This is a genomic window from Pseudomonas sp. R11F (genome assembly GCF_050312575.1).
GTDB lineage: Bacteria > Pseudomonadota > Gammaproteobacteria > Pseudomonadales > Pseudomonadaceae > Aquipseudomonas > Aquipseudomonas palleroniana.
This window is the reverse complement of record NZ_JBNPJU010000015.1, coordinates 44,472-64,685: the sequence shown is the minus strand read 5'-3', so window position 1 is coordinate 64,685 and position 20,214 is coordinate 44,472. Positions and strand designations below refer to the sequence as shown.

15 protein-coding genes are annotated in these 20,214 nt (G+C 61.6%); 9 read left to right on the top strand and 6 right to left on the bottom strand.

Annotated elements, in window-relative coordinates; all coding sequences use genetic code 11:
• Nucleotides 1-6: 6 nt before the first annotated feature.
• The 9 genes from murD (at nt 7) to lpxC (ending at nt 10,474) form a co-directional block, all read left to right on the top strand.
• Nucleotides 7-1,353: a UDP-N-acetylmuramoyl-L-alanine--D-glutamate ligase gene (gene murD / locus ACQRBV_RS04280; RefSeq protein WP_104995544.1), complete on the top strand. Its 1,347-nt coding sequence runs from the start codon at nt 7-9 to the stop codon at nt 1,351-1,353.
• Nucleotides 1,350-2,573, top strand: a complete 1,224-nt coding sequence (gene ftsW, locus ACQRBV_RS04275; protein ID WP_060753911.1) for a putative lipid II flippase FtsW — start codon at nt 1,350-1,352, stop codon at nt 2,571-2,573. Before murD ends, ftsW begins: the two co-directional genes overlap by 4 nt.
• Nucleotides 2,563-3,633 (top strand): undecaprenyldiphospho-muramoylpentapeptide beta-N-acetylglucosaminyltransferase, encoded by a 1,071-nt coding sequence (gene murG / locus ACQRBV_RS04270; protein WP_244384302.1) that lies wholly within the window; start codon nt 2,563-2,565, stop codon nt 3,631-3,633. Before ftsW ends, murG begins: the two co-directional genes overlap by 11 nt.
• On the top strand, nt 3,626-5,074 hold the full coding sequence (murC, locus tag ACQRBV_RS04265; protein ID WP_060753909.1) for a UDP-N-acetylmuramate--L-alanine ligase: 1,449 nt from the start codon (nt 3,626-3,628) through the stop codon (nt 5,072-5,074). Before murG ends, murC begins: the two co-directional genes overlap by 8 nt.
• Nucleotides 5,071-6,027 carry a D-alanine--D-alanine ligase gene (locus ACQRBV_RS04260; protein ID WP_060753908.1) on the top strand — a complete coding sequence of 319 codons (957 nt, stop codon included), beginning with the start codon at nt 5,071-5,073 and terminating at the stop codon, nt 6,025-6,027. The genes murC and ACQRBV_RS04260 overlap by 4 nt, the downstream gene beginning before the upstream one ends.
• 4 nt (nt 6,028-6,031) lie before the next feature.
• On the top strand, nt 6,032-6,901 hold the full coding sequence (locus ACQRBV_RS04255; RefSeq protein ID WP_060753907.1) for a cell division protein FtsQ/DivIB: 870 nt from the start codon (nt 6,032-6,034) through the stop codon (nt 6,899-6,901).
• A 15-nt stretch (nt 6,902-6,916) separates the two neighbouring features.
• Entirely contained in the window at nt 6,917-8,179 is a 1,263-nt protein-coding gene (gene ftsA / locus ACQRBV_RS04250) for a cell division protein FtsA (protein ID WP_060753906.1), read from the top strand.
• Nucleotides 8,180-8,253: 74 nt separating this feature from the next.
• Nucleotides 8,254-9,450 carry a cell division protein FtsZ gene (gene ftsZ / locus ACQRBV_RS04245; protein WP_060753905.1) on the top strand — a complete coding sequence of 399 codons (1,197 nt, stop codon included), beginning with the start codon at nt 8,254-8,256 and terminating at the stop codon, nt 9,448-9,450.
• A 112-nt stretch (nt 9,451-9,562) separates the two neighbouring features.
• Nucleotides 9,563-10,474, top strand: a complete 912-nt coding sequence (gene lpxC, locus ACQRBV_RS04240; protein WP_003171886.1) for a UDP-3-O-acyl-N-acetylglucosamine deacetylase — start codon at nt 9,563-9,565, stop codon at nt 10,472-10,474.
• A 52-nt stretch (nt 10,475-10,526) separates the two neighbouring features.
• On the opposite strand, the gene ACQRBV_RS04235 is transcribed toward lpxC, so the two are convergent.
• The 6 genes from ACQRBV_RS04235 to ACQRBV_RS04210 all read right to left on the bottom strand — a co-directional run bounded on the left by ACQRBV_RS04235 (nt 10,527) and on the right by ACQRBV_RS04210 (nt 20,149).
• Nucleotides 10,527-12,014, bottom strand: a complete 1,488-nt coding sequence (locus tag ACQRBV_RS04235; protein WP_104995548.1) for a GGDEF domain-containing protein — start codon at nt 12,012-12,014, stop codon at nt 10,527-10,529.
• 85 nt (nt 12,015-12,099) lie between these two features.
• Nucleotides 12,100-13,422 carry an OprD family porin gene (locus ACQRBV_RS04230; protein WP_411985756.1) on the bottom strand — a complete coding sequence of 441 codons (1,323 nt, stop codon included), beginning with the start codon at nt 13,420-13,422 and terminating at the stop codon, nt 12,100-12,102.
• A 391-nt stretch (nt 13,423-13,813) separates the two neighbouring features.
• Complete coding sequence (locus ACQRBV_RS04225; protein WP_411985755.1) at nt 13,814-15,178, bottom strand: heavy metal sensor histidine kinase; 1,365 nt, start codon at nt 15,176-15,178, stop codon at nt 13,814-13,816.
• Nucleotides 15,168-15,860, bottom strand: coding sequence for a heavy metal response regulator transcription factor (locus tag ACQRBV_RS04220; protein WP_060753901.1), 693 nt, complete (start codon nt 15,858-15,860; stop codon nt 15,168-15,170). The genes ACQRBV_RS04225 and ACQRBV_RS04220 overlap by 11 nt, the downstream gene beginning before the upstream one ends.
• A gap of 30 nt (nt 15,861-15,890) precedes the next feature.
• Nucleotides 15,891-18,986, bottom strand: coding sequence for a multidrug efflux RND transporter permease subunit (locus ACQRBV_RS04215; protein WP_411985754.1), 3,096 nt, complete (start codon nt 18,984-18,986; stop codon nt 15,891-15,893).
• Nucleotides 18,983-20,149: an efflux RND transporter periplasmic adaptor subunit gene (locus ACQRBV_RS04210; protein WP_104995551.1), complete on the bottom strand. Its 1,167-nt coding sequence runs from the start codon at nt 20,147-20,149 to the stop codon at nt 18,983-18,985. Before ACQRBV_RS04210 ends, ACQRBV_RS04215 begins: the two co-directional genes overlap by 4 nt.
• Nucleotides 20,150-20,214: the final 65 nt, after the last annotated feature.

Below are 20,214 nucleotides of genomic sequence, written 5' to 3'. Positions count from 1 at the left end.
AAACGAGTGTCCCTGATCGCTTCAGACCACTTCCGCATCGTTGTCGGCCTCGGCAAGAGCGGCATGTCCCTGGTTCGCTTCCTGGCGAGCCGGGGCGTGGCGTTCGCCGTGGCCGACACGCGGGAAAATCCACCGGAGCTGGTCACGCTGCGCCGTGACTATCCGCACGTGGAAGTGCGTTGTGGCGAGCTGGATGTCGAGTTTCTGTGCCGCGCCGACGAGCTCTACGTGAGCCCCGGCCTGGCGCTGGCGACACCGGCCCTGCAAGCAGCAGCGGCGCGTGGCGTGAAGCTGTCGGGCGATATCGACCTGTTTGCGCGGCACGCGAAGGCGCCGATCGTGGCCATCAGCGGCTCCAATGCAAAAAGCACCGTGACTACCCTGGTTGGGGAGATGGCCGTAGCGGCCGGCAAGCGTGTGGCCGTGGGCGGCAACCTCGGCGTGCCGGCCCTGGACTTGCTCAGCGACGACGTCGAGCTGTACGTGATGGAGCTGTCGAGCTTCCAGCTGGAAACCACCCACGACCTGGGCGCCGAAGTCGCCACCGTGCTGAACGTCAGCGAAGACCACATGGACCGCTACAGCGGCCTGCCGGCGTATCACCTGGCCAAACACCGGATCTTCCGCGGTGCCAGGCAGGTAGTGGTCAACCGTCAGGATGCCTTGAGCCGTCCGCTGATGGGCGAGGGCCTGCCGTGCTGGACCTTCGGTCTGGGCAAACCCGACTTCAAGGCCTTCGGTATCCGTGAAGAAAACGGCGAGAAGTACCTGGCCTTCGAATTCCAGAACCTGATGCCGGTGCGCGAGCTGAAAATCCGCGGTGCGCATAACCAGTCCAACGCCCTGGCGGCACTGGCGCTCGGTCATGCCGTTGGCCTGCCGTTCGATGCCATGTTGTCGAGCCTGCGCACATTCGGTGGTCTTGAGCATCGCTGCCAGTGGGTTCGCGACCTGGATGGCGTCAGCTACTACAACGATTCCAAAGCGACCAACGTCGGTGCGGCGCTGGCGGCCATCGAAGGCCTCGGCGCCGATATCGAAGGCAAGTTGGTGTTGATTGCCGGCGGTGATGGCAAAGGCGCCGACTTCAAAGACCTCAAAGAGCCGGTCGCCGCACATTGCCGCGCCGTGGTGTTGATGGGCCGTGATTCGGACCTGATCGGTGCCGCCATTGGTGACGCCGTGCCGCAGGTTCGCGTGACGTCCCTGGACGACGCCATTGCGCAATGCAGGGCCCTGGCCCAGCCGGGCGATGCGGTGTTGCTGTCGCCGGCCTGTGCCAGTTTCGACATGTTCAAGAACTACGAAGAGCGCGGCCAGTTGTTTGCCCGCGGCGTGGAGGCCTTGGCATGAGCATCAATTTCAGAAACATCATCAAGCCGTACCCGTCGCCGATCATCACCGGGCGTGGTATCGACCTCGACTTCCCAATGCTCGCCGGCTGCCTCGCGCTGCTGGGCCTGGGCCTGGTGATGATCACTTCGGCATCCTCCGAAGTTGCCGCCGTGCAGTCGGGCAACACCCTCTACATGATGATCCGTCACCTGGTGTACCTGGTGATCGGCCTCGGGGCCGGCGTTGTCACCATGATGATCCCCATCGCCACCTGGCAGCGCCTGGGTTGGATGATGCTGATCGGTGCGTTCGGCTTGCTGGTCATGGTGATCCTGCCCGGCATCGGTCGCGAGGTGAACGGTTCGATGCGCTGGATCGGCTTCGGTGCGTTCAACGTGCAGCCGTCGGAAATCGCCAAGGTGTTCGTGGTGATCTACCTCGCCGGCTACCTGGTACGTCGACAGAAAGAAGTGCGCGAAAGCTGGATGGGCTTCTTCAAGCCGTTCATCGTGCTGCTGCCGATGGCCGGCCTGTTGCTGATGGAACCCGACTTCGGCGCAACCGTGGTGATGATGGGCGCGGCGGCGGCGATGTTGTTCCTGGGCGGCGTGGGCCTGTTCCGCTTCACCTTGATGGTGGTGCTGGCGGTTGCGGCGGTGACGATTCTGGTCCAGGCGCAACCCTATCGTATGGCGCGTCTGATTACCTTTACCGACCCCTGGTCCGACCAGTTCGGTTCCGGCTACCAGTTGACCCAGGCGCTGATCGCCTTCGGTCGCGGCGAGTGGCTGGGCGTGGGCCTGGGTAACAGTGTGCAGAAGCAGTTCTACCTGCCGGAAGCGCATACCGACTTCGTATTCTCGGTGCTCGCCGAAGAGCTGGGCGTGGTGGGTTCGCTGTGCACCGTCGCGTTGTTCCTGTTTGTGTGCGTACGCGGCATGTACATCGGCTTGTGGGCCGAGAAGGCCAAACAGTTTTTCGCCGCCTATGTGGCGTACGGCTTGTCGTTCCTGTGGATCGGCCAGTTCCTGATCAACATCGGGGTGAACGTCGGCCTGCTGCCGACCAAGGGTCTGACCTTGCCGTTCCTCAGTTACGGCGGCAGTTCGTTGGTGATCTGCTGCGTGTGCCTGGGCTTGCTGCTGCGCATCGAGTGGGAGAGTCGAACCCACCTGGGCAGCGAAGAGATGGAGTTCAGCGAAAGCGACTTCGCCGAGGAGCCGTCTCATGGGCGCTAACGTGCTGATCATGGCGGGCGGTACCGGGGGCCATGTGTTCCCGGCCCTGGCTTGCGCCCGTGAATTCCAGAGCCGTGGCTACACCGTGCACTGGCTGGGTACGCCGCGTGGCATCGAGAACGACCTGGTGCCGAATGCCGGCCTGCCGTTGCATCTGATCAACGTCACCGGCCTGCGTGGCAAAAGCAAGCTGTCCCTGCTCAAGGCGCCGTTTGTGCTGCTCAAGGCGGTGTTCCAGGCGCGCAAGATCATCCGCGAACTGAAGCCGGTCTGTGTGCTCGGTTTTGGTGGTTACGTCACCGGCCCTGGCGGTGTTGCCGCCAGGCTCGCGGGTGTGCCGGTGATCGTGCACGAGCAGAACGCCGTCGCCGGCACCGCCAACCGCATGCTGGCGCCGTTGGCTGCGCGGGTGTGCGAGGCTTTCCCGCAGACCTTTGGTGTCTCGGACAAACTGCGTACCACCGGCAACCCGGTACGCACCGAACTGTTTATGGATATCGCGCGCCAGGCCCTAGTCGGGCGCAAGGCTCACCTGCTGATCCTGGGCGGAAGCCTGGGCTCCGAGCCGCTGAACAAGCTGCTGCCGGAAGCGGTGGCGCAACTCCCGGTGGAGCTGCGCCCGGAGATCTTCCATCAGGCCGGCAAGGATCATGGTGAAGTCACCGCCACGCGCTATCGCGAGGCGGGTGTAGAGGCGAACGTACAGCCCTTCATCAAAGACATGGCCCATGCCTATGGCTGGGCCGACCTGGTGGTCTGTCGCGCTGGTGCGCTGACCGTCAGTGAACTGGCCGCCGCCGGTCTGCCATCGTTGCTGGTGCCTTTGCCCCATGCCATCGACGATCACCAGACCCGCAACGCCGAATATTTGGCCGGGGAGGGCGCTGCCTTCCTGCTGCCGCAAAGAACGACTGGCGCCGCCGATTTGGCCGCACGCCTGACCGAGGTTTTGATGCAACCGGAACGACTCAGCAACATGGCGAGCACCGCAAGCCGCCTGGCCAAACCCGACGCTACCCGCACCGTGGTGGATATCTGCCTGGAGGTGGCCCATGGTTGAGAATCAGAAAGCCATGCCACAACCGGAGATGCGCCGCATCCGTCGTATCCACTTCGTCGGGATCGGCGGCGTGGGCATGTGCGGTATTGCCGAAGTGTTGCTGAACCTGGGTTACCAGGTCTCCGGTTCGGACTTGAAAGAGTCGCCGGTGACCGATCGCCTGAAGTCCTTCGGCGCACAGATCTTTATCGGCCATCGCGCCGAGAACGCCGCCGAGGCTGATGTACTGGTGGTTTCAAGTGCCGTGAACACCTCCAACCCGGAAGTGGCCACCGCCCTTGAACGGCGTATTCCGGTGGTACCACGCGCCGAGATGCTGGCCGAGCTGATGCGCTATCGCCATGGCATCGCCGTCGCCGGTACTCACGGCAAAACCACCACCACCAGCCTGATCGCCTCGGTATTCGCCGCCGGTGGCCTGGACCCGACGTTCGTGATTGGTGGCCGCCTGAATGCAGCCGGCACCAATGCACAGCTCGGCACCAGCCGCTACCTGATCGCCGAAGCCGACGAAAGTGATGCCAGCTTCCTGCACCTGCAACCGTTGGTGGCGGTGGTGACCAACATCGACGCGGACCACATGGCGACCTACGACGGCGACTTCAACAAGTTGAAGAAAACCTTCGTCGAGTTCCTGCACAACCTGCCGTTCTACGGTTTGGCCGTGGTGTGCCTGGACGATCCGGTCGTGCGTGAAATCCTGCCGCTGGTCAAGCGCCCGACCGTGACCTACGGCTTCAGCGAAGACGCGGATGTGCGCGCAATCAATGTGCGCCAGGAAGGCATGCAAACCTTCTTCACCGTGCTGCGTCCTGACCGTGAGCCGCTGGATGTCTCGGTCAACATGCCGGGCAACCACAACGTGCTCAACTCCCTGGCGACCATCTGCATTGCCACCGACGAGGGTGTCAGTGATGAAGCCATTGTCGAAGGCTTGTCGCGCTTTGCCGGTGTGGGCCGCCGCTTCCAGGTCTACGGCCAGTTGCCGGTAGACGGTGGCGACGTGATGCTGGTGGACGACTACGGCCACCACCCGACTGAAGTCGCGGCGGTGATCAAGGCCGTGCGCGGCGGTTGGCCGGAGCGCCGCCTGGTGATGGTCTACCAGCCGCATCGCTACAGCCGCACCCGCGACCTGTATGACGATTTCGTCAATGTATTGGCCGATGCCAACGTGCTGCTGTTGATGGAAGTCTACCCGGCCGGTGAAGAACCGATTCCGGGCGCCGACAGCCGCAAGTTGTGCAACAGCATCCGCCAGCGTGGCCAGTTGGACCCTATCTACATCGAGCGCGGCGTGGATCTGGCGCCGCTCGTCAAGCCGCTGTTGCGTGCCGGCGATATCCTGCTGTGCCAGGGCGCCGGCGACATCGGTGGCCTTGCCCCTAAATTGCTGGCGAGCCCGCTTTTCGCCGCTGCCGAAAAGGGGAAGTCGAAATGACCACTGACTACGGCTCCCTGTTTTCCAGAATTACCCCGGCCGACTTCGGCCGTGTAGCGGTGCTGTTCGGCGGCAAAAGCGCCGAGCGCGAAGTGTCGCTCAAATCCGGCAACGCCGTGCTCGAAGCCTTGCAAAGCGCCGGTGTGAATGCCTTCGGTATCGACGTGGGCGATGATTTCCTCGCCCGCCTGCAGGCCGAGAAGATCGACCGCGCCTTCATCATTCTCCACGGCCGTGGCGGTGAAGACGGCAGCATGCAGGGGCTGTTGGAGTGCGCGGGCATCCCTTACACCGGCAGCGGCATCCTCGCTTCCGCCTTGGCCATGGACAAGTTGCGCACCAAGCAGGTGTGGCACAGCCTGGGGATTCCAACCCCGCGTCACAGTGTTCTGTGCAGCGAAGACGATTGTATTTCCGCGGCCAAGGAACTGGGTCTGCCTTTGATCGTCAAACCTGCCCATGAAGGCTCCAGTATCGGCATGGCCAAAGTGAACTCGGCCGCCGAATTGATCGACGCATGGAAAGCGGCAAGTACCTACGATTCGCAAGTGTTGGTGGAACAGTGGATCCAAGGTCCCGAGTACACCATCGCCACCCTGCGTGGCCAGGTATTGCCGCCTATCGCATTGGGTACGCCCCACACCTTTTATGACTACGACGCCAAGTACCTGGCTTCCGATACCCAGTACCGGATTCCATGTGGCCTCGATTCAACCAAGGAACAGCAATTGATGGACCTCACGGCGAAAGCCTGTGAGGCACTGGGTATCGCCGGTTGGGCGCGGGCAGACGTGATGCAGGATGAGCAAGGGAATTTCTGGTTCCTGGAAGTCAACACTGCTCCCGGCATGACCGATCACAGCCTGGTACCTATGGCCGCCCGTGCCGCCGGTCTGGATTTCCAGCAGCTGGTGCTGGCGATCCTGGCCGCAAGCGTTGAGTCAAGAGGCTAAGAACATGAACGGCGCATCGCTTCGTCATCAGCCCCCACCCGTACCGAGCCGCAAGCCGGTGCCACGGGGTGCCAGCCGAATGGTGGCTAAAGAGCCGATGTCGGTGCGCTTGCCCAAGGCCAACTTTGGCTTCCTCAAGGCGCTGTTCTGGCCGGTGTTGCTGGTGGCGTTGGGTTTCGGCACCTACGAGGGCGCCCAGCGTCTGCTGCCGTATGCCGACCGACCGATTACCAAGGTCAGTGTGCAGGGCGACTTGAGCTACATCAGCCAGCAGGCGGTGCAGCAGCGCATCGGCCCGTACCTGGCGGCGAGCTTCTTCACCATCGACCTGGCCGGTATGCGCTCGGAGCTGGAACAGATGCCGTGGATCGCCCACGCCGAAGTCCGCCGTGTATGGCCGGACCAGGTGACGATCCGCCTGGAAGAGCAACTGCCCGTGGCCCGTTGGGGTGATGGCGCGTTGCTGAACAACCAGGGGCAGGCGTTTGCGCCTCGTGAAGTGGCCAACTATGAGCACCTGCCGCAGCTGTTCGGGCCGCAGCGGGCGCAACAGCAAGTGATGCAGCAGTACCAGGCGTTGAGCCAGATGCTGCGGCCGCTGGGCTTCTCCATTGCACGCCTGGAATTGCGTGAGCGGGGCAGCTGGTTTTTGACGACCGGGGCAGGCAGTTCCGGCCCGGGCATCGAGTTGTTGCTGGGACGCGACCGCTTGGTGGAGAAGATGCGCCGCTTTATTGCCATCTATGACAAAACCTTGAAAGAACAGATTACGAACATTGCGAGCGTCGACCTGCGTTACGCCAACGGCCTGGCCGTCGGCTGGCGTACACCGGCTGCGCCCACGGCAGCACAACCCGCTGTCGCGAAGAATTAAGAAGAGGCAGGACCCATGGCAAACGTGCAAAGCGGCAAAATGATCGTCGGTCTCGATATCGGCACCTCCAAGGTGGTGGCGCTGGTGGGCGAGGTCGGGGAAGACGGCACGATCGAAATCGTCGGTATTGGCACGCATCCGTCCCGGGGCCTCAAGAAGGGCGTGGTGGTCAACATCGAGTCCACCGTGCAATCGATCCAGCGCGCCATCGAAGAAGCGCAGCTGATGGCCGGTTGCCGGATTCACTCGGCGTTCGTCGGCGTTGCCGGTAACCACATCCGCAGCTTGAACTCCCACGGCATCGTGGCGATCCGCGACCGCGAAGTCAGTTCGGCCGACCTCGAGCGCGTCCTCGACGCAGCCCAGGCCGTGGCCATCCCGGCTGACCAGCGCGTCCTGCACACCCTGCCGCAGGACTATGTGATCGACAACCAGGAAGGTGTTCGCGAGCCCCTGGGCATGTCGGGCGTACGTCTGGAGGCCAAGGTCCACGTGGTGACCTGCGCCGTCAACGCCGCGCAGAACATTGAAAAATGCGTGCGCCGCTGCGGCCTGGAAATCGACGACATCATTCTCGAGCAACTGGCTTCGGCCTACTCGGTACTGACCGACGACGAAAAAGAACTGGGCGTGTGCCTGGTGGACATCGGTGGCGGCACCACCGACATCGCGATCTTCACCGAAGGCGCGATCCGTCATACCGCCGTGATCCCGATTGCGGGCGACCAGGTGACCAACGACATCGCCATGGCGTTGCGGACACCGACCCAGTACGCCGAAGAAATCAAGATTCGCTACGCCTGTGCCCTGGCCAAGCTGGCCGGTGCCGGTGAAACCATCAAGGTTCCAAGCGTCGGCGACCGCCCACCGCGCGAACTGTCGCGCCAGGCCCTGGCCGAAGTGGTCGAGCCACGCTACGACGAACTGTTCACCCTGATCCAGGCGGAACTGCGCCGCAGTGGCTACGAAGATCTGATCCCGGCCGGCATCGTGCTGACCGGTGGTACTTCGAAAATGGAAGGCGCGGTCGAACTGGCCGAGGAAATCTTCCACATGCCGGTGCGCCTGGGCGTGCCCCATGGCGTGAAGGGCCTGGGCGACGTGGTGCGCAACCCGATTTATTCCACTGGCGTGGGCTTGCTGTTGTACGGGCTGCAAAAGCAGACCGACGGCATTTCCCTGTCGGGCCCGAGCATTCGTGACAGCTACCGCAGCGACGACGATGAGAAAGCGCCGTTGCTGGACCGGATCAAAAGCTGGGTGCAAGGCAACTTCTAACGATTTACCGCAACACCGCAACACCGTTCCAAGCAGTAGGCGAAAAAACTAGAGAAAATGAAAGGAGAGGGAACATGTTCGAACTCGTAGACAACATCCCCGCAAGCCCGGTCATCAAAGTGATCGGTGTCGGCGGTGGCGGCGGCAACGCTGTCAACCATATGGTCAAGAGCAACATTGAAGGCGTTGAGTTCATTTGCGCCAACACTGATGCCCAAGCGCTGAAAAGTATCGGTGCGCGGACCATCCTGCAATTGGGCACAGCCGTGACCAAGGGCCTCGGCGCCGGCGCCAACCCGGAAGTCGGCCGTCAAGCCGCTCTGGAAGACCGCGAGCGTATTGCCGAAGTGCTGCAAGGCACCAACATGGTGTTCATCACCACCGGCATGGGCGGCGGTACCGGTACCGGTGCTGCGCCGATCATTGCCGAAGTGGCCAAGGAAATGGGCATTCTGACCGTCGCTGTGGTGACCCGTCCGTTCCCGTTCGAAGGCCGCAAGCGCATGCAGATCGCCGACGAAGGTATCCGTCTGCTGTCTGAAAGCGTCGACTCGTTGATCACCATTCCCAACGAGAAGCTGCTGACTATCCTGGGTAAAGACGCCAGCCTGCTGTCGGCTTTCGCCAAGGCTGACGATGTATTGGCCGGTGCCGTTCGCGGTATCTCCGACATCATCAAGCGCCCAGGCATGATCAACGTCGACTTTGCCGACGTGCGTACCGTGATGAGCGAAATGGGCATGGCGATGATGGGCACTGGCTGCGCCAGCGGTCCGAACCGTGCACGCGAAGCCACTGAAGCGGCCATCCGCAACCCGTTGCTGGAAGACGTGAACCTGCAAGGCGCGCGCGGCATCCTGGTGAACATCACCGCAGGTCCTGACCTGTCCCTGGGCGAATACTCCGACGTGGGTAGCATCATCGAAGCCTTCGCTTCCGAGCACGCCATGGTCAAGGTCGGCACCGTTATCGATCCGGACATGCGTGATGAGCTGCACGTGACCGTGGTTGCTACCGGCCTGGGTGCAAAAATCGAGAAGCCTGTGAAGGTCATCGACAACACCCTGCACAACAGCCAGGCCAGCCAGCCAGCTGCGGCTCCAGCGCCCGTGCGTCAGGAACAGCCGTCGGTGAACTACCGTGATCTGGACCGTCCGACCGTGATGCGCAACCAGGCCCAGGCCGGTGCTGCGGCGTCCCGTAGCCTGAATCCGCAAGATGATCTGGACTACCTGGACATCCCGGCATTCTTGCGTCGTCAGGCCGATTAATGGAATGTATCAGGGCTATGAAGGTGATTGGTGTTCAGCAAAGGTCTGGTCTGGTATTATCGCCAGCCTTTGTTGATACCAGTTCGCAATTTGCGCTGAAGCGGTCCAATCCATGATTAAACAACGCACCCTGAAGAATATTATCCGTGCAACAGGTGTAGGTCTGCACTCCGGGGAGAAGGTATACCTGACCCTCAAACCTGCACCTGTCGACACCGGCATCGTGTTTGTTCGTGCCGACCTGGACCCTGTGGTGCAGATTCCTGCTCGCGCGGAAAACGTTGGCGAAACCACTATGTCGACCACATTGGTCAACGGTGACGTCAAAGTGGATACGGTGGAGCACTTGCTCTCGGCCATGGCTGGCCTGGGCATCGATAACGCCTACGTCGAGCTCTCCGCGTCCGAAGTCCCGATCATGGATGGCAGCGCTGGACCCTTCGTATTCTTGATTCAATCTGCCGGCCTGGAAGAACAGGACGCAGCCAAGAAGTTCATTCGTATTCTGCGGGAAGTGACAGTAGAAGACGGCGACAAGCGCGCCACCTTCGTCCCGTTCGAAGGCTTTAAAGTGAGCTTTGAGATCGATTTCGATCACCCGGTATTCCGTGACCGCACCCAAAGTGCAAGCGTGGATTTTTCCAGTACTTCGTTCGTAAAAGAAGTCAGCCGCGCGCGTACCTTTGGTTTCATGAGTGACATCGAGTACCTGCGCAAGCACAACCTCGCACTCGGCGGTAGCGTTGAAAACGCCATCGTGGTCGACGCGGATGGTGTACTGAACGAAGACGGCCTTCGCTATGAAGACGAATTCGTGAAGCACAAGATCCTCGACGCAATCGGTGACCTCTACCTGCTGGGCAACAGCCTGATAGGTGAGTTCAAAGGCTTCAAGTCGGGCCACGCCCTTAACAACCAGCTGCTGCGCAAGTTGATTGAGCAGACAGACGCTTGGGAAGTCGTGACCTTCGAAGATGCCAGCACCGCACCGATCTCTTACATGCGTCCCGTTGCGGCGGTGTAAGTAACAACTCTCTTTCTTTAGTTTTGAAAGGCCACCTTCGGGTGGCCTTTTTTTATTCGCTCATTGCTATCCGGTTACGGCCCGAGTACTTGGCCTCATACAACGCCTGATCCGCACTGAGCAATAACGTCTCCAGGGACATGTGGCTGTGTTTGTCCCAGGTGCTCATGCCGATGCTCACGGTAATCGGCTGCTCGGCGCCGGGCACCAGTGGCAAGTGTTCGACGCTGCTGCGGATATGTTCGGCGATCACCCAGGCACCTTTGACGTCGGTGTGCGGCAGCACCACCGCAAACTCTTCTCCACCGTAGCGCGCGGCCAAGTCTGCCGGGCGCCGGATGTTGTCGCTGATCACCTGGGCAACCGTGCGCAGCGCCTCGTCGCCACCGTGATGGCCGTGGCGGTCGTTGAATGCCTTGAAGTGATCGACATCGATCATCAGCAGCGTCAGCGGCTCGGTCGAGCGTTGTGCGCGGTCCCATTCCAGTTGCAGGCGTTGGTCGAGCACACGGCGGTTGGCCAGGCCGGTCAGGGCGTCGGTGGCGGCCAACTCCGACAGCACTTGTTCGGCGCGATAGCGGCGGCGCAGTTCGCGGCGCAGCATCCAGGTCAGCCATAACAAACCGATGCACAGTACACCGGTGGCACCACTGGTCAGCAACGCGGCACGTTTCCAGGGGGCGAACACATCCTCGCTGGACAGGGCCACCACCACGATCAGCGGCAGGTCGCCCACGTTGGTGAACGTATACAGGCGCTCTATCCCGGTGAGGGTAGAGACTGCCTGGAAGCTGCCTTCGCCTTCGCGCAGCATGCGCTTGAAGTTGGGGCGATCACTCAGGTCTTTGTCGATCATGTCGCGTTCCAGCAACGGCTGCTGGGCCAGGAGAATGCCGCGGTTGCTCAGCAGATTCACGGAGCTGCCACTGCCGATGGTAAGGCGATTGAACAATTGATCGAAATACGCCAGGCGCATGGTCGCCACCGCCACCCCGGCAAATTCGCCATTGGGCCCGGATACGCGGCGGCTGAATGCGATACGCCACACTTGCTCGCAGTCGCAGTGGATCTTGAACGGGCGGCTGATAAACAGCCCGGCGTCGGGGTTCTGTTGCTGCACCAGGAAGTAGTCGCGATCAGCAAAGTTGCGCCGTGTCGGATGCAGGGTCGAGGAGTCGGCAATCACCGCGCCATTGGCATCCAGTAACAGTACTTCGCCTTTGAAGGGCGCCGCGTTGGATTGATCAAACTGCACCAGGTGCCGGATGTCCGCAGGCACCGACGTCAAGTCCTTGTACGAGGTGGCCGCGATCAGACCCTGCAATGCCAGATCGTAGAGTTCGACGTTGCGCAGCACATCGGCGTTGATCAGCTGGGCGATGTTGGTGGTCATGCGCTTGGCCGCCTGCAGGGTGCTGGCGTGTTCACGGCTTAGCAGCGCGGTGACGATCACCACGATCAGGATTACGGTCAGGCTACTGCCCAAAAGCAGCAACAGTTCCGAACGGACGGGCAATTTACGAATGCGGGGTTGGCTCATCGCGCAGACTTCAACAGGAAGATACTGGCAGTTTAGTTCTGCACGATGAAAATTAAATCATTGGTTAATAAGAAAAGTTTTTTGATCAGAACACGTTGATCGGGTAGTCCACGATCACGCGGTATTCATCCACATCCCGGTCTACCGCCGAGTAGCCATTGCCCCCGCGGTTGGTCGCCCATTGCAGGCGCACGGCCAGGTTCTTGGCCTTGCCGCCCTGTACCACGTATTTGAGGTCGATGTCGCGTTCCCAGTGCTTGGCGTCCTTACCGTCAGCGCTATACCAGGCGCTGTAGCCACGGCTGTTGGGGTCGACCTTGGTCAGGTCGGTCTTGCCGCTGATGTACGAGACGGCTGAGGTCAGGCCAGGCAGACCGAGGCCGGCAAAATCATAAGCGTACTTGAGCTTCCACGAGCGCTCGCCAGGTCCGTTGAAGTCCGAGTATTGCTGGGAGTTATCCAGGTAAATGCTGTCGCCTTGGGTGATGTAGTCGAATGGCGTGTTGCCGTTGACCCGTTGGTAGGCGGCGGTGACGCTGTGATGGCCGATGCCCACGGTCAGGTGCAGGCTGTAGGTGTTGTTGTCGATGCTGCCCAGCAACGATTGCCCGGTGTCCTGGGTGTGATAGTAGTGCAGGCCAGGGTTGAGGCTGACCAGGTCGTTCAGCGTGTAGGTGTAGTCCAGGTCGTAGTAGTACTGATGCCAGACGTCCTTGAGTTCGGAGGCGTATAGATTGCTGGTGAGGCCCGCAACACCGCTGAACGATACGCCGGCCCAGTTCAGGTGTCGGCTGTCGGTGTGGTCCGGCAGGGTGCCGTAGCTGGTGCCGATACGGCGGTGGCCGCTCTGGTTGTAGAGCTTGGTGAAACTGGCCTGGCCGCCTTCGATCATCCAACCGTCGAAACTGTGGTTGGCCAGGCTCACGCCACGGAAGGTCTGCGGCAACATGCGGGTCATGCCGCCGGCGATTACCGGGTTGTTGAGCAACAGGTCACCGGCTTTCAGCTCGGTGTCCAAAGCACGCATTTTCAAGGTGCCGCCGGCGGTGGAGAACGAGCCGGGGGCTTTGCCGTTGCCGCTGCCATAAGGAAGGATGCTGGAACCGTCGGTGCCGCCACCGCCGTCAAGCTTGAGGCCGAGCATGGCATTGAGGTCCAGGCCGAATCCGACCGTGCCTTGGGTGTAACCGGACTCGAAGGTGCCGATAAAACCCTGGCCCCACTCCTTGCTGTCATCGGTGTGAATGTCGCGACGGTCGCGGTTCATGTAGTAGTTGCGGGTGTTGATGTTGAGGTGCGAGCCTTCGACGAAACCATCGGTGGAGGTCGGGTCGGCGGCGTGGGCGAGAGAGGTGATCGTTGCTGCAATAGCGACAAATAACGGGGTGAATGTCAGCGAGGTTTTCACCAGTGAAGCTCCTTTGGTCAATCATTGACGGCCAATGTCGTAGGGGATGCCTGGCCTTTTTTAACGGCAAAAAAAAGCCGCTGAAGTCAGCGGCTTTAAGACGAATTCCCAGTGTAGAGCCCTGGAAATAAGTCGAGGGAAATTCGGGTGAGCGGGAAGCTGTCTTTGCCATCGCGCTCATCGATGCGTCAAAGTAACGCAGGTGAGCGGTGCGATACAGAGTGTAACAAGATAATGACTGTTGCCAAAACCGCAACAGTTTGGCTTGGCTGATGTGTTTGGTTTCATGTGTGGGAGGGGGCTTGCTTCCGATGGCAGAGTATCAGTCGCTACATTCTTGACTGATGCACCGCTATCGGGAGCAAGCCCCCTCCCACATTTGCCGGCGGATTCAGATTGGCAGGGTGATGCCAAAGGTGTTGCCGCCACCCTCACTGTGTACAAACACATCCCCTCCATGCATCAGCGCAATCGCCTTGACGATGGCCAGCCCCAATCCGTGGTTCGCTCCGCTGTTGCTGCGCGACGCATCCACCCGATAAAAACGTTCGAACAAGCGTGGCAAATGCTCGCCGGCAATCTCGTCGCCAGGGTTGGTCACGCCGATCGTCACCTGATGCGCTTGCTGTTCAATGATCACGTCGATGACCTGCCCCGGCGCGGTGTGCTGCACGGCATTGCTCAGCAGGTTGATCAGCGCACGGCGCAGGTGGGCCTTTTCGATATGGACCAAGGCGTCGCCACGTACCTGCACTTTGACCTGGGCATCTTCGAGGATGAAGTCCAGGTAATCGAGGGTGGTGGCCACCTCATCGGCCAGTGAGCTTTCAATCAGCTTGGTCGCCTTGCTGCCCTGATCGGCGCTGGCCAGGAACAGCATGTCATTGATGATTGAACGCAGGCGTTCCAGCTCTTCAAGGTTCGATTGCAGTACCTCGAAGTAATGCTCCGCCGAGCGCCCCCGTGTCAGCGCGACCTGGGTCTGGCCGATCAGGTTGGTCAGCGGCGAACGCAGCTCGTGCGCCACGTCGGCGTTGAACGATTCCAGGCGTGAGTAGGCTTGTTCCACCCGGTCCAGGGTGGAGTTGAACGAGTTGACGAACTGGCTCAGTTCCGGCGGCAGCGGCGACAACTGCAGCCGCCCGGAGAGTTTGGGTGGCGCAAGCTTCTGCGCTTCGTCCGAGAGCTTGCCCAAGGGCTTGAGCCCGATGCGCGAGACCCAGAATCCCAGCAGAGCCGCCAGCACTACACCGACAAAGGCCAGGCCGATCAGGGCCATCAACAGTTGGTGCTGGGTGGCGCGGAAGTTCTCGGTGTCGATGGCAATCAGGAAGCGCAAGGGCGGGCGTTGTTCTTTGGCCGGAAACTGGCTCACCAGCACTTTGAACGGATATTCATGCCCCGGCAGACGCAGGTCGCGCTTGCCGGTGGGGCCGGCGGCAAAGGCGCGAATCCGTGCATCCGGCTCACCGTATTCATACTGAGAGTCGCTGCTGACCACCCAAAACCGGATGCGTTTGTCTTCCTCACCCAGCAGCTTGAGTTTGGCGGTGATCTTCGCCCAGTGCTCCGGCGTACCGAAGCGTGTCACCGAAGACTCCAGCACGCTGTAGCGGGCATCCAGCTCGGCGCCGGGCAGCAAGCCCAGGCCACGGTCCACTTGCTGGTACAACGCGCCGCCGATCAGCACGAAGATCAGCAGCGCGACCAGGGTGAACATGCCGCTCAGGCGCAGGGCGATCGAGTTAGCGGCCACTTGGGTTCTCCAGCACACGGCTTTCCAGTACATAACCCATGCCGCGAATGGTGTGCAGCAGTTTCTCCTCGAACGGCCCGTCGAGCTTGGCGCGCAGGCGCTTGATGGCAACTTCCACCACGTTGGCGTCACTGTCGAAGTTGATGTCCCAGACCATTTCCGCAATGGCGGTCTTGGACAGGATTTCGCCCTGGCGTCGCGCCAATACACTGAGCAGCGAGAACTCTTTCGCCGTCAGGTCCAGGCGCACGCCATTACGGCTGGCCTTGCGGCTGATCAGGTCGATCCACAGGTCGGCGACGGTGACCTGCACCGGCTCATGCCCGCCACTGCGGCGGGTCAACGCTTGCAGGCGCGCCACCAGTTCCAGGAACGAAAACGGTTTGCCCAAATAGTCATCGGCGCCTTCGCGCAGGCCACGAATACGGTCCTCCACGCGCTCGCGGGCGGTGAGCATGATCACCGGCGTCTGCTTGCGCGCGCGCAATGCACGCAACACGCCGAAGCCGTCGAGGCCGGGCAGCATCACATCGAGCACGATCACTGCGTAGTCATTTTCCAGCGCCAGGTGCAAACCCTCGACACCTTCGCGTGCCACATCGACGGTGTAGCCTTGCTCGGTCAAACCACGGTGCAGGTAGTCCGCGGTTTTCTCTTCATCTTCAACAATCAGAACGCGCATGAGCCGTTTGCTCCAGGACGGGCCTCAGCCTCAATGTGGGGTCGCCAGCTCAAGCGCTGGCTTGGGCCGGTGGAAGATCTTCTCAAGGTACAAGTATATGACCGGCGTGGTGAACAGCGTCAGCGCCTGGCTCACCAGCAGGCCACCCACCACGGCAATGCCCAGCGGTTGGCGCAGCTCCGCACCCGGGCCGGAACCCAGCATCAACGGCACCGCGCCGAGCAATGCGGCCAGGGTCGTCATGATGATCGGCCGGAACCGCGTGACGCACGCTTCATAAATCGCCTCTTGCGGTGCCAGCCCGCGCACGCGCTGGGCTTCCAGGGCGAAGTCGATCATCAGGATGCCGTTTTTCTTGACGATACCGATCAGCAACACCAGGCCGATCAACGCCATGATCGAAAAATCCTGGCCCAGCAGCCACAGCATGATCAGCGCGCCCAGGCCCGCCGAGGGCAAGGTGGAGATGATCGTCAACGGGTGCACGAAGCTCTCATACAGCACCCCCAGGATAATGTAGACCGCCACCAGCGCCGCGAGGATCAGCCAGGGTTGGCTGGCCAGCGAACTCTGGAACGCCTGGGCCGCGCCCTGGAACGTCCCGATCAAGGTTGCGGGCATGCCGATTTCATTCTTGGCCTGGTTGAGCATGATCACCGCATCCCCCAGTGCGACGCCGGGCGCCAGGTTGAACGACAGGTTGGCGGCCGGGAACATGCCGTCATGGCTGATGGACAATGGCCCGACGCTGGGTGGGTCGACCTTGGCCAGGGCCGACAGAGGCACCATCTCGTTGGTCAGCGGCGAGCGCAGGTAAAAGTAGTTCAGGCTTTCAGCCTTGCCGCGCTGCTGGCTGTCCAGTTCCAGTACCACCTGGTATTGATTGATCTCGGTCTGGAATTCGTTGATCTGGCGCTGGCCGAAGGCGTCGTACAGCGCCTGGTCGACATCGGTGGCGGTCAGGCCGAAGCGTGCGGCGGCCTGGCGGTCGATGCTGATGTGGGTGATGCTGCCGCCCAGTTGCAGGTCGTTGGACAGGTCGCGGAACGCCGGGTTGGCGCGCAGTTTTTCGGTGAGGCGCTGGGTCCAGGTGTTGAGCGTCGGGCCGTCGTTGCTCTTGAGTACATATTGATACTGGGCGCGGCTGGGGCCGGAGCTGAGGTTGATGTCCTGACCGGCGCGCAGGTACAGCACGATGCCCGGCACTTTCGCCAACTGGGGGCGCAGGCGATCGATGAACTGGCTGGCGGACACATCGCGATCACCGCGGTCTTTCAAGGCGATCCAGAAGCGACCGTTGGCGATGGTCTGGTTGCTGCCGGTCACGCCTACCGAATGGGAAAACGCTTCCACGGCGGGGTCAGCCTTGATGATCTCGGCCAGGGCCTTGTGTTTGGCGACCATGTCCGGGTAAGACACGTCGGCTGCGGCTTCGCTGGTCCCCAGTACAAAACCGGTGTCCTGCACCGGGAAGAAGCCCTTGGGGATAAACACATAACCGACCACGGCCAGGGCCAGGGTCACCAGGAAGATCGCCGCCATGCTGCGTTGATGGGCCAGCGCGCGGCGCAAGTTGCGCGCATAGCCGGCCAGCAGGCGTTCGCTGAAGCCGGGTTTGTCGGGGGCGTGGTGGGGCGGCGCACGCATGAACAGCGCGGCCAGGGTGGGCGCCAGTGTCAGCGAAACCACCACCGAAATCAGAATGGTCGAGGTGGCCGTCAGCGCAAACTCTTTGAACAGCCGTCCGACCACGCCGCCCATGAACAGCAGCGGGATAAACGCCGCCACCAGCGAGAAGCTGATCGACACGACGGTAAAGCCAATCTCGCCGGAACCCTTGATCGCCGCTTCACGTTTGTCGAGGCCCGCTTCCAGATGGCGGTGAATGTTCTCCACCACCACGATAGCGTCGTCCACGACGAAACCGACCGCGATCACGATCGCCACCAGGGTGAGGTTGTTGAGGCTGAAGCCCAGCACATACATCAGCGCGAAACTGGCGACCAGCGACACGCCAAGCACGCTGGACACAATCAGCGTCGCCGACAACTGGCGCAGAAACAGCGCCATCACCGCCACCACCAGCAGGATGGCGATCAACAGCGTCACTTCCACTTCATGCAGGGACGCGCGGATGGTCTTGGTGCGGTCGCTCAACACACTGACGTTGACCGAAGCCGGCAACATGCCTTCCAGGCGCGGCAGCGCGGCCTGGATACGGTCCACGGTCTCGACGATGTTGGCGCCCGGCTGGCGTGAAATCACCAGGTTGACGCCGGGCGTATCGCCTGACCAGGCCTGTACGTAGGCGTTTTCCGAACCGTTGATGACTTTGGCGATGTCACGCAGTTGAACCGGTGCACCGTTCTTGTAGGAAACGATCAGTTGGCCGTATTCGTCCGGGTGAAACAGCTGGTCGTTGGTCGACAGCGTCGACACGCTGTTCTCCCCGTAGATTGCGCCCTTGGCCAGGTTCAGACTTGACTGCTGGATGGCCAGGCGCACGTCCGCGAGGGTCAGGCCGATGGCCGCGAGTTTGTCCGGCGAGGCCTGCACGCGAATCGCCGGGCGCTGCTGGCCGGTGATGTTGATCTGGCCGACGCCGTCGATCTGGCTGATCTGGCGGGCCAGGAGGGTTTCCACGTAGTCGCTCAGTTCGGTGCTGGGCATGCTGTCGGCGCTGACGCTGAGGATCAGTACCGGGCTGTCTGCCGGGTTGACCTTTTTCCAGGTCGGCAGGCTCGGCATGTCCCTGGGCAGTTTGCCGGACGCGGTGTTGATCGCCGCCTGGACTTCCTGTGCCGCGGTGTCGATGCTTTTGTTCAGGGTGAATTGCAGGGTCAGCAGGCTTGAGCCCAAGGCGCTGCTGGAGGTCATCTGGGTCACGCCGGGAATGGCGCTGAATTGCACCTCCAAGGGCGTTGCGACCGACGAGGCCATGGTGTCCGGGCTGGCTCCGGGCAGGGTAGCGGTGACCTGGATCGTCGGAAACTCCGCTTCCGGCAGTGGGGCGACGGCCAGGCGTGGGAAGGCAATCAGCCCCAGCAACACCAGGGCGAAGGTCAGCAGCAGGGTGGCAACCGGATGGTCGACGCACCACGCGGAAGGCGAACGGCTGCCGCTCATGGTTGCACCTGAGGGGCAACGGTCTGGATCACTTGGGGCGGTTCCTTGAGCACCTCCACCCGCGCCCCGGCCTTGAGCCGCGACTGACCATCGCTGACCAGCACGTCCCCGGCCTGTACCCCCTTGATGATGTTGAGGTCGCTGTTCTGGTAGACCACTTGCACCGGCACCACTTCAACCTTGTCACCGCTGACCCGGTACACGAAGTGCGAGTCCAGGCCGCGTTGCACCACGGTCGGCGGTACCACCAAGGCATTGTTGTCCACGGCGGTCTGGATCTTCAGGGTCACCAGCTGCCCCGGCCACAGGCGCTGGGCGGCGTTGTTGAATTCGGCTTTGGCGCGCAGGGTGCCGGTGGTGGAGTTGATCTGGTTGTCGATCAAGCTCAAATGGCCTTCGGCGAGCAGGTCGCCGGTCTGGCCGTCGGTGTCGGCGCCCATGTAGACATCGACGTTGGCCTGGGTCGGCGCGGCGATCAAGCCTTGCAGGGTCGGCAGCATTTGCTGTGGCAGGGAAAATTCGACGGCAATCGGGTCGATCTGCGTGACGGAGAACAGGCCCTGGGTATCACTCATACGCAGGAAGTTACCCTCATCCACGGTGCGAATACCGACGCGGCCGCTGACTGGCGAGCGTATCTGCGTATAGGAAAGTTGCACCTGAGCCGAGTCGATAGCGGCCTGGTTCCCCTGGACCGTGGCCTTGAGCTGATTGACCAAGGCTTGTTGCTGGTCGTAGGTCTGCTTGGATACGCCGTCGTCAACGCTCAATGCCTTGTAGCGCTTGAGGTTGACCAACGCCACCTGCAACTGGGCCTGGCTTTCTCCCAACTGTGCCCTGGCCTGGTCGAGGCTGGCGCGGATCGAGCGGTCGTCGAGGGTTGCCAGCAGGTCGCCGGCCTTGACCCACTGGCCTTCCTTGACCAGCAGTCTGGTCAGGATGCCGTCGATTTGCGGGCGAATCACCACACTGTGCAGCGACAGCACCGAACCGATACCACTGACGAAACGCGGGACATCCTGTTGTGCAACGCTCACCACACGCACCGGAATGGCAGCCGGTGCAGCCAGTTTGGTCTTGGCGGGGCGGGTCAATGCCCAGGCTGCAACCGCCAGCACCAAAAGGACGCCCACCAGCAGGGCCGTGTTTCGTTTTATTTGCATAGGTGAGGCGCCAGGGCAAAGGATCGTAAGAATGAATGAACCTTTATAGCTCGCCGACCCGGTCA